At 58.2% G+C, this 9,441-nt stretch carries 18 protein-coding genes; all 18 read left to right on the forward strand.

The genetic code is table 11. The annotated features are described in order from the left end of the window. Nucleotides 1–45: 45 nt before the first annotated feature. The 18 genes from G5253_RS03300 (at nt 46) to G5253_RS03385 (ending at nt 9,391) form a co-directional block, all read left to right on the forward strand. Nucleotides 46–822, forward strand: a complete 777-nt coding sequence (locus G5253_RS03300) for a replication protein (protein ID WP_421202684.1) — start codon at nt 46–48, stop codon at nt 820–822. Beyond that, the gene (locus G5253_RS03305; protein WP_421202685.1) at nt 812–2,224 is read left to right on the forward strand and encodes a replicative DNA helicase; all 1,413 of its coding nucleotides are present in this window, start codon (nt 812–814) and stop codon (nt 2,222–2,224) included. Before G5253_RS03300 ends, G5253_RS03305 begins: the two co-directional genes overlap by 11 nt. Then, complete coding sequence (locus tag G5253_RS03310) at nt 2,217–2,528, forward strand: hypothetical protein (RefSeq protein WP_421202686.1); 312 nt, start codon at nt 2,217–2,219, stop codon at nt 2,526–2,528. The genes G5253_RS03305 and G5253_RS03310 overlap by 8 nt, the downstream gene beginning before the upstream one ends. Before the next feature lie 75 nt (nt 2,529–2,603). After that, on the forward strand, nt 2,604–2,900 hold the full coding sequence (locus tag G5253_RS03315) for a hypothetical protein (protein ID WP_421202687.1): 297 nt from the start codon (nt 2,604–2,606) through the stop codon (nt 2,898–2,900). A gap of 178 nt (nt 2,901–3,078) precedes the next feature. Further along, the gene (locus G5253_RS03320) at nt 3,079–3,522 is read left to right on the forward strand and encodes a recombination protein NinB (RefSeq protein ID WP_421202688.1); all 444 of its coding nucleotides are present in this window, start codon (nt 3,079–3,081) and stop codon (nt 3,520–3,522) included. Further along, nucleotides 3,519–4,253, forward strand: coding sequence for a metallophosphoesterase (locus G5253_RS03325; RefSeq protein WP_421202689.1), 735 nt, complete (start codon nt 3,519–3,521; stop codon nt 4,251–4,253). The genes G5253_RS03320 and G5253_RS03325 overlap by 4 nt, the downstream gene beginning before the upstream one ends. After that, nucleotides 4,234–4,551 carry a Ref family recombination enhancement nuclease gene (locus G5253_RS03330; protein WP_421202690.1) on the forward strand — a complete coding sequence of 106 codons (318 nt, stop codon included), beginning with the start codon at nt 4,234–4,236 and terminating at the stop codon, nt 4,549–4,551. Before G5253_RS03325 ends, G5253_RS03330 begins: the two co-directional genes overlap by 20 nt. Nucleotides 4,552–4,663: 112 nt before the next feature. Further along, complete coding sequence (locus G5253_RS03335; RefSeq protein ID WP_421202691.1) at nt 4,664–5,104, forward strand: hypothetical protein; 441 nt, start codon at nt 4,664–4,666, stop codon at nt 5,102–5,104. Next, on the forward strand, nt 5,101–5,799 hold the full coding sequence (locus G5253_RS03340) for a TIGR02642 family protein (RefSeq protein WP_421202692.1): 699 nt from the start codon (nt 5,101–5,103) through the stop codon (nt 5,797–5,799). The genes G5253_RS03335 and G5253_RS03340 overlap by 4 nt, the downstream gene beginning before the upstream one ends. Before the next feature lie 2 nt (nt 5,800–5,801). Next, nucleotides 5,802–6,164 (forward strand): hypothetical protein, encoded by a 363-nt coding sequence (locus G5253_RS03345; protein ID WP_421202693.1) that lies wholly within the window; start codon nt 5,802–5,804, stop codon nt 6,162–6,164. Between the two features lie 139 nt (nt 6,165–6,303). Then, a complete protein-coding gene (locus tag G5253_RS03350) occupies nt 6,304–6,621 on the forward strand; it encodes a phage holin family protein (protein ID WP_164537272.1) in 318 nt (105 codons plus the stop codon). After that, entirely contained in the window at nt 6,621–7,169 is a 549-nt protein-coding gene (locus G5253_RS03355) for a glycoside hydrolase family 108 protein (protein ID WP_421202694.1), read from the forward strand. Before G5253_RS03350 ends, G5253_RS03355 begins: the two co-directional genes overlap by 1 nt. A gap of 7 nt (nt 7,170–7,176) precedes the next feature. Continuing rightward, entirely contained in the window at nt 7,177–7,401 is a 225-nt protein-coding gene (locus G5253_RS03360) for a hypothetical protein (protein ID WP_244812473.1), read from the forward strand. A 1-nt stretch (nt 7,402) separates the two neighbouring features. After that, entirely contained in the window at nt 7,403–7,633 is a 231-nt protein-coding gene (locus tag G5253_RS03365) for a hypothetical protein (RefSeq protein ID WP_421202695.1), read from the forward strand. A 53-nt stretch (nt 7,634–7,686) separates the two neighbouring features. Beyond that, entirely contained in the window at nt 7,687–7,866 is a 180-nt protein-coding gene (locus G5253_RS03370; protein ID WP_421202696.1) for a hypothetical protein, read from the forward strand. Beyond that, nucleotides 7,867–8,757 (forward strand): terminase, encoded by an 891-nt coding sequence (locus G5253_RS03375; RefSeq protein ID WP_421202697.1) that lies wholly within the window; start codon nt 7,867–7,869, stop codon nt 8,755–8,757. It begins immediately after the preceding gene. 42 nt (nt 8,758–8,799) lie between these two features. Further along, nucleotides 8,800–9,000: a hypothetical protein gene (locus G5253_RS03380; protein ID WP_159164006.1), complete on the forward strand. Its 201-nt coding sequence runs from the start codon at nt 8,800–8,802 to the stop codon at nt 8,998–9,000. After that, on the forward strand, nt 8,981–9,391 hold the full coding sequence (locus G5253_RS03385) for a hypothetical protein (protein WP_421202698.1): 411 nt from the start codon (nt 8,981–8,983) through the stop codon (nt 9,389–9,391). Before G5253_RS03380 ends, G5253_RS03385 begins: the two co-directional genes overlap by 20 nt. Nucleotides 9,392–9,441: the final 50 nt, after the last annotated feature.

Here is a 9,441-nt window from a genome sequence, read left to right on the forward strand (position 1 = left end):
AAATTTCCAGACAGACGACCACATAGCGCGCCGCAGGAGGTTCGTGTGGCAGATCTTGACGATGGCTATACCCGCTTAGCCAACGAGCTGTATGACGCACTCATTGAGTCTGATTTAAGCAAGAACGAGCAAAAGGTTGCGCATGCTATCTGCCGTTGCACTTATGGGTTCAACAAAAAGGTAGATCGCATTGCTGATAGCCAGATTGCAAAGCGCACAAAACTGTCTCGGCAGGCAGTTAGCCTGGCTAAGAACACACTGATTCGCATGAAGGTTCTTGTGTGGGAAGGTAGCAAAATTGGACCCAACAAGAACCTAAGTGACTGGGATGTTTCAGAGTGTCATAGAAAGTCTGACATTGTCAGAGAAACCATGACAGAAAGTGTCAGAGAAACCATGACACAGGTGTCAGAGGTAATCGGACACACAAAAGACAATATATCAAAGACAGTAAAGACAACTACTGATGGGGCATCAGCTAGCGCTGAACCCCCAGCAGCAACCCCCGAAAAGCGAACAGTAAAACACACTCCGTATCAGGCGATCCTGGATGCTTACCACGAAATACTCCCTGAGATGCCAGCCGTTCGGGAGCTGACGGATTCGCGTAAAACCAAGATCCGTAACTTCTGGGGTAAGTTCAAATTCGACGAGACACGCTGGCGTGCGTATTTGGCGTTCATCGCCACCAATTGCCGCTGGATGTGTGAGAGCCGCACGCGCCGTGATGGCGAGTCATCCTGGAAGCCGAAGAACTTAGACTTTTTGGTGACCGAGCGTTGTTATCTCGGCGTGAGGGAGGGTCGATTCAATGACGAATGACGCCATTGGGTTTGTGCCGCCCCACAACTTCGAGGCAGAACAGTCCGTTCTTGGTGGCTTGATGCTGCGTAGCGATGCCTTTCACGATCTCGGTTTGTCTGATCGCGATTTTTACAGTCGCCCGCACCAGATCATTTTCGGTGCAATCAGCCAACTGGTCGCTGCCAGACACCCGGTTGACATCATGACTGTGCAAAACCGCATTGAGCAGGATGGCCAGCTCGATGTGGCTGGCGGGTTTGCCTATCTGGTTGAGATCGCCAAGAACACCCCAAGCGCGGCAAACATCGTGACCTATGGGGGGATCGTGCGCAGCGCTGCCGAACGGCGGTTTGCAGTGGCAAAGCTGCATGACTGCATCTCCGCAATGGTTGAGCCAGGTTTCAGCACGACCGATGAGCGGTTCGCTGCAATGGGGTCGCTGTTGTCTGAGGTCGATGCTAAGCGGTCTGGCGGGGTCACCGGGATCGCTGTTCCGGCCAGTGAGATTGTGCAGGATTGGTGTGATGAGCTTGACCGGCGCGCTAATCGCAGGCCTGGCGAGATGACCGGTTATGCCACCGGCATTCCATCTCTGGATGATTTGCTCTACCCGGGAGGGATCAGCCAAACCGCGCTGGTTTGTATCGGTGCCCGACCAAAGATGGGCAAGACGACGCTGATGGCGAGTCTGTGCAATCACACCTCTCTGGTCAAAAAGCTCCCTGTGGTGGGGTTCTCTCTCGAAATGACGCGGGGTGAGCTGTTTGAGGTCATGGTATCTCAAGCGTCCGGGGTGTCTGGCAAGGATCTCAAGTCGATGAGCGACCAGTGCAAGATGGACAAGGCCTACGCCGTTGCCGCAGAGCTTGGCAACTCAAAACTCCATATCGCAGATCTTCCTGGTTTAACCGTGCATCAGGTTGTGCGAGAAAGCCGACGCTTACGCCGTCAATTCGGTCAGCTTGGCCTGATCGCCGTTGACTATCTGACGCTTATGACTGCCGACAAGGCTGAGCGCAACGATCTGGCTTATGGCGCGATAACCAAGGCGCTCAAGATGCTGGCCAAGGAGATGGGTTGCCCGGTGTTGCTCCTGACGCAGCTGAACCGTGGACTGGAGCAGCGAGCAGACAAGCGCCCGGTGCCGAGCGATAGTCGCGACACAGGCCAGATTGAGCAGGATTGTGATGTGTGGATCGGCTGTTACCGCGATGAGGTTTATCACGACGATTCACCAATGGCCGGGGTGATGGAGCTGTTGGTCAGGCTAAACCGTGGTGGCAAGACAGGCACAGCGTATTGCCAGTTCCATGACGGGGTGATCTCAAACATCGACCAGCAAGAAGTTGCGCGCATGGCACATGCGGCAGAAGTGGATCGCAGCAAGAGCAAGCCTGCTAAAGGGGGATGGGATGGCTGATTTTTTCAATCCTGATGTGATCGCCGCTGTCAAGGCCGCGAAGTTTTGCCGGGTGGTGATCTATCCGCCCGTCCGTGGCTGGTGCGGTGAGCGAGTGCTGCTGGAGGTGGCAGACGAAATCGCCGTGCTGGGACACACCGATTGCCAGCGCGGGGCAGGGCATTGGCTGGTGCTCGACACGACGCCTGAGCAAGTGGCGGAGGAGGTCAAACGGCTGAGAGGCGCGCCAGTGCTGGTGTTGAGAGGTAGTGCTGCAAATGGAGCTGTGGATAACTTCGGAAAGGAGGCGCTTGCCAACCCGTGACAATCGGCATATCGCGCCGTAACATGTTTCAGGCCGGACCTAGACCACCCGGCCGTTGACCAAAAGGACCCGACCATGACCGCAAAATCGAATACCCGAGATCTATCCGTTGCGACCCAACTTGGACGCGTGATCGCCATCATGAGCGACGGCAAGGCCCGCACCCTGCGCGACATCGAGCGCGAGTGCTGGAGCCGCTATGGCCAAGCTGACACCCAAGCCGCCATCAGCGCCCGCCTGCGCGAAGTCTGCTGCCATGGCTGGGTGAAACACTCCAACCACCAGAACATCAACGGCAAGCAGGTTTGGCATTACCACCTGACCCCGTTCCCAGCCGCGGCAGCCGTTGCGGCTAAGGCGGTGGCAGCATGAGAATGTCACTCGCCATCGCATACGCGATCGCTGCAACATCAGCGCATGCTCCTTGGATGCGCATGCAGGATTTCACCACAGCAAGCCCATTCTGCATCCCCAACCCGCGCAATGACAGGGCCGCCAAACGCCAGCGTGCCGCCGCCAAGCGCCGCAACAAAGCCAAGCGGGGGTGAGGATGAGCCAATATCCAAAGCACTTCCTGCGCAGCCCTGAAATCCGCGACCGCGCCTGCCAGCTGGTAGCAAGTCTGCCGGTTGACCAGAACAAGCCATTGGTCCTCGAAATCAAGGAGATGACCCGCAGCCTGGCCCAGAACGCCCTGTTTTGGGCTGTCATGACCGACATCGCCGAGCAAGTGAACTGGCATGGCCGCAAGCTCTCCAAGGAGGACTGGAAACACGTCCTCTCCGCCGCCCTGTACCAGCAGGACGTAGTTCCGAACATCGACGGCAACGGGTTCGTGGTGCTGGGCAAGTCCACCTCCAAGATGACCGTGCGCGAGATGCGCGATCTTATCGAGCTGGCCCAGTCTTTCGGCGCCCAGCAGGGCGTGAAGTTCGGGGATGAATCCCGCCGCGGCTTCGACTGGGTGGCGGCATATGGGAGGGCGGCAGCATGAGCGCGCTGGTCAAGAAATTTTCAGCTAATACCGCTGGGCGAGACTTCGCGGTAGGCGACATACACGGCCACTTCACCCTGCTGCAGCAGGCTCTCGATAAGGTTGGCTTTGACTCCGCCCACGATCGCCTGTTCTCTGTCGGAGACTTGGTTGATCGTGGCCCTGAATGCGAATTGGTGCTGGAGTGGCTGGCCAAGCCATGGTTCCACGCGGTGCGCGGCAACCATGACGACTATGTGTGCCGTCACGACACCTGTGACACAGGAAACTGGTTGCAGAACGGTGGGGCGTGGTTCATGTCATTGCTCGATGTGGAGCGCGGCGAGTACGCAGCCCAGTTCCGCGAGCTGCCTATCGCCATCGAGGTGGATACGCCGAGTGGGTTGATTGGCTTGATCCATGCTGATTGCCCATTCCCGTCCTGGAGCTACCTGATTGAAAAGCTTGAGGATGGCGCAGAGGGAAACCCTGGATTGCTGCGCTCCATTAAGAACGCCTGCATGTGGTCGCGTCGGCGTGTGGAGCTTGGTGATGAGAGCGGTGTGTCTGATGTGCATGCCCTGGTTGTTGGTCACACCCCCATGAGCAACCCGGTAGCGCTTGGTAACGTGATCCATATCGATACGGCCGGCTGGTGCCCGCAAAAAGGCGGAGCATTCACCTTGCTGAACCTGCAATCGCTGCAGTCTCACACGATGAAAGGAGCGCGCGATGAGCAAAACCAAGGCTGACAAGGATTGGCTGAACGATGTGAGCTCGCTCGGCTGTATCGCCTGCCGCAATGCAGGGTATGGCGCCACGCCAGCGGAAATCCACCATGTGCGCTCTGGGTCTGGCATAGCCCAGCGCGCCGAGCACACCAGAGTGCTGCCACTGTGCCCCCGGCACCACCGCGCTTGCTACCCCACCGGATTCCACGCTGCACCGCGCACCTGGCAACAGGAGCACGGTAGCGAGGAGGCTCTGCTCGAACAGGTTGCCAGGGAAGTGGCCGAGCTGCGCAAGAACACCATCGGGAGGGCGGCGTGATTACTGCGATCGTTTACTGGATGATGAAATTTCAGTTTGGCGCCGAATGGTCATACTGGAGCCTGGTTTTGCCGGTGATAACTGATCTGGTGATCATCGGAGCGTTAGAGAAATGGAGCGCACACCTGTGATCCGTCTCTCTGCCATCGACGCAGCCCGCCTGCTGGATAAACACCCGAAAGCCAAGGCGGTAGCGAACCAAGTCAAGAAATCCAAGCAGGTGGATGAGCTGCACGGCAAGGTGCTGGCCCAGCTGGTTGGCTTCCCTGACCCCGCCACCGAGCTGGTGTTCCACCCAAAGCGCAAGTGGCGGCTCGACTATGCCTGGCCGACCCGCATGATCGCCATAGAGATCCACGGCGGCATCCACTCCGGTGGCCGCCACACTCGCGGCAAAGGGTTTGTGGAGGACCGCGCCAAGATGAACGAGGCCGCCCTGCTCGGGTGGACTGTGCTGGAAGTCACCCCTGAGCACGTCAAATCCGGCCAGCTGCGCGCCTGGCTGCTTACCGCTTTCAATCAGGACCAAGACCACAAGAGGACCAACCCATGAGCAATTCACTGGAAATGGCACTGCGCCTGTTCTCACCAAAGGGGGCGCTACACGAGCCGACATCCAGCAACTTCAACGCCCTGGGGCGTGACGACTTTATCGGTGCCCTGCAGGTGGCCGCCAAAAACAACCCGCAGGGGCTCCAGTTCCTGATGGCCGATCACCAGCTCGATGCCGCCGCCATCTCTGAGCTGGCAGCGCACTTTCAGGGGGCGACAGGTAATGCCGAGGCCGGTGGCATGGCGCTGGCTATCCTGTTGCGCCGCCCGCTGCCTGAGCAGCTGGATAACCTGGTGTCATCCCACCCCCATTACGACAAGGAGCGCCGCCGCGCCGCCGTGGTGATGGAGAAGGCCAAGCGCGCCCACCGTGCCGGTAATGACCACGAGTATCAGCGCTTGTTGGCTGAGCGCAACGGGATCTTGTCTCTCGCCCACGACCACTGTGTCGCCGAGATGCTGCAATCCGGTCGCTGCCCGCACTGCAAGGGGACCGGGATCCGCCCCCGCAAGGGTGACGAGTGCCCTAAGTGCCACAGCACCGGGCGAGTGGTGCCCCATGCCGATATGGTGGCGCGCCGATTCGGGCAGGAGATGCGCCAGCGCGTAGAGCAGCTGGTTGATGAGGTGATCCACCAAGCCTCTGATCTGTCCAAGATTATGGATCGGCAAGTGCGCCAGATGCGGGCGGCATAGGCTTGGTCAAATTTGAAAAAACAGTGGGGTATAAGGGTATGCAGAGTGGCGATGAGTTGATGAGAGAGGCGTTTCCGGTTGGTAAGCTGGTAGACATTAGCTTGAGATTGACCGGTGATCAGGCTGGATTTGCGCTGATCGGGGCCCTGAATGATAACGAAGAGGCCAAGGCGCTGTTTTTTGATAATGTATCGGTCGCCAAGGTTGGTTTCACCTCGTATCTTGGCGGGAAAGGCGGTGTTCCTTCGGTTGCCTCTGAGGCGCTGTGTATGCTTGAAGAATGCCTACGATGCCAGCGGGATATGGAGGATTTAAGGCAGTTCCTTTTGTCTCATGCACACAACGGCGTACGCAAACCAGAATAGCCAATCCATTACCCTGATTGCTTGAATCCCCACCGTCCCAGCGTTAGTATCTATCAAAGATGGCCAGATTCCCCCGGGACTCTGGCCTTTTCATTTTCTGGCCCGCCATCGTGCGGGCTTTGTCGTTTCTGGAGGGGCCATGACGCCTGACAAGGATCCGCAGAATTACTCAATGCTGGCCTACCTGGCGTTCGGCGGGCTGAGTGTTTGGGGCGGGTTGGTGACCTACATACAGACCGTAAAGCGGGAAGGGAGGCAGTTCCGCTGGGCTGAGGCGGCTTTGCAGGTGGTGGTGTCTGGCTTCGCCGGGATGCTGACCATGTTGCTGAGCTGGTATATCGCCGCGCCGCTGCCGCTGTGTGGCTTTATGGCCGGTCTGGCTGGACTGATGGGGTCGAAGGCCCTGGAGCTTTACGAACGCCGGGCAACCGGCTGGATGAGTGGGGGGAAAGAGTGATGAGTATTCGCCTGCAGGTTATTGACGAGGTAATCCAGCGTGAGGGGGGTGACAAGTTCACTGATCGCGCAGAGGACCGCGGCGGCCCGACTCGCTGGGGGGTGACTCAAGCTACTGCTCGCCAGTTCGGCTATACCGGCCATATGCGCGACTACCCAAAGGCTGAGGCGGTAAAGGTCTACACCTCTTACTGGAACCAGATGCACCTCTCATCCATCGAGGTGATTGATGCCGATCTGGCTACCTACCTGTTTGACTATGGGGTTAACTCCGGTCCAGGTCGGGCAGCAAAAGACCTCCAGCGCCTGCTGAATGTGTTGAACGACCGGCAAAAGCTCTATCAGGACGTGAAAGCAGACGGGACCATAGGGCCTCGCTCTCTTTCTGCGCTGGAGAGTTACATCACGGCGCGCGGTACCGGTGGCAAGCGCCTGCTGGCCGAGGCTGTGAACTCCCTTCGAATTGCCCACTGCATCACCCTGGCTGAGCGTCAGGAGTCGCAGGAGGCCAATGCCTACGGCTGGCTGAGCCGGGTTTGTAACCTGTGAGGTAGATATGGAGCACATCGTTGAGGTGGTCATCAACTGGCTTGTCATCCTGATGGCCGTGGTAGGGGGCGCGTCCCTCGTGGTGCAGGGGTTGGCCAAGATTGCGGCCGTCACCCCGTCCACCCGGGATGATGAGATTATCGGGAAGGTAGACGCCTTCCTGGTCGGTCTCGCCAAGGTGCTGGATAAGCTGGCCCTGAACCTGCCGGCTGATAAGGCCAGGAAGCAATAACATGAACAGCTTGCTCCAACTGCTCGACATTCTAACGGCCCTTCTGGGCCGTTGGCTTAAGCAGGAGCGGGCAAGGGAGGCGCAGGAAAGCTATGACCAAAACCATAGTGACCCACAAGGGCGCTTTGCTGCTCGCTTCGGTGCTGCTTCTGGCCAGCTGCCAGACAACACCAAGCCAGCCGGCAAACTGCCCGCCACCCACTCCCAGGCTGACATGGAGCCCCGCCAATAACGGCGGGGTTTGTCTTTCTGGGGAATCAACGGCCGACCTACTGGACTATCTCGATGCGCTGGAGCGATGCGGTGGTTAATGGCGTTACCGTGACCGGGGTTATCACTCATGTGAAGGAGTATGACGGCAGTCATGCCCTGGTTGTTCTCAATACCGGCGTTTCCGTAGTGGTACCGGCAACCCATCAGCCCGTACCCGGCGACACCGTTGTCGAAGGCGAGCTATCTCTCTAAATGGCAAAGACCGACTGGGCACAGCTCAATGCAGAGTTCCTGCAGGAGCACGACGCGACCGGCATCAGTGCAAAAGACTGGTGTGACAGCCGCGGCCTGAACTACAACTCGGCGCGTCGCTATTTGAAATCTCGGGGGCAATCCCCTGCACAACCTGAAAAATCTCGCGTAGCTGCGCAATCTGCGCAATCCGAAGTGCGCAAAACTGCGCAATCTGCGCAAAGTGCGCAACCCAAGGGGAATAAAGGCAAGGCCAAGAGGGGAGAGGGAAGAGGGGAAAGGTCATCCTCATCCACACAAACCCCTGACGACTCAGGCCAAAACCCGAAAAGAAAATCGGGACGCCAGCCAGATGGCCGCTTTGGCGTGGGCAATCGTGAGTCCGTCGGCAACCCCGGCAACCCGAGCCCTGTCGCAAAGTGGAAGCCAGGCGATCGGCCCGCGCTGACCCACGGCGGTTACGCCCAGTTCCTCGATTCGCCTGAGCTGTTCGACCAGGCCGAGGAGTTGAGGCTGCGGGACGAGCTGATATTCACCCGGGCTCGCGTTATCTCCGTCACCAAGACCCTGAAGAACCTGCATCAGGACTTGCTGGACGCCACCGAGATGACCGACCGGATTGGGCTCTATGACAAGATCCTGAAAGCCGAGCAGGCCCTTGATCGCAACATTCAGCGTATCGAGTCCATCGAGCGCACCCTAAGCGCCATTCGTATCGATGAGGTAACCGGCCCCAAGATTGAGGCGGACACCAAGCGCATCAAGGCGGCCACCCGCAAGTTGACGGCCGAAGCCGATCGACTGGAGAAGGATGGCGGCAGCGATACCACCCCAGTTAGCGAGATGCTTTCGGAGCTCCGCAAGATGGGGACTGGCGGCATGATGTCGTGATAAAATGCGAGTCATAATTCACCAGTCATGCAGGAGTCAGCGATGAAACAAAGAGAGCGTCAGGCCACCCAGCGAATTTTGGCCATTGAGGCTATCGCCAAGCTGCGCTCTGTGTCAGAGCTGTTTGGGGTAGAAGATACCGGGCCTGATGATGATGAGCGCGCAATGGCTGCCTTCAAGCGCTGGGATGAAAAGATCACTGAGCTCGAGCGGTGGATAAAAGATGAAAGCCCAATCGCCTGAGTTTTCCACGCTGGAGGGAGTGATGAGAATTTATCGCAAGGATGAGACAGGGAAGGCTGTTTACATTGCTGACTACCCGCTACCGAGAGCGGTGTGCGATGAGATCGATTCAGGGCGCGATGGCCGCGAGGTGTGGTACGAACTGCCTCCTGTCATGGGGGAATTGCGACTGATTGGCAGTGATGAAGAGCCTGATTATGCCGCCACTGTCACCCATGAGCGCATCCTCCTTGAGCCATTCCGCCGTTACCGCAACGGCGTTCTGGTCGAGATGGGCGCTATGATTGCCGACCCCATTCATGTGACGATGTTGGCAGATAACGCCAAGCAGCGCGCCGCAGCAATGGATGAGGTTGGCCATATCCCCGCGGCATGGCGCGAACGAGCATAACCACAGCATCACCCACACCAACCCGCTTCGGCGGGTTTTTTATTGCCTGA

This window comes from Aeromonas sp. 602658, from assembly GCF_049173005.1.
Lineage (GTDB): Bacteria > Pseudomonadota > Gammaproteobacteria > Enterobacterales > Aeromonadaceae > Aeromonas > Aeromonas veronii_A.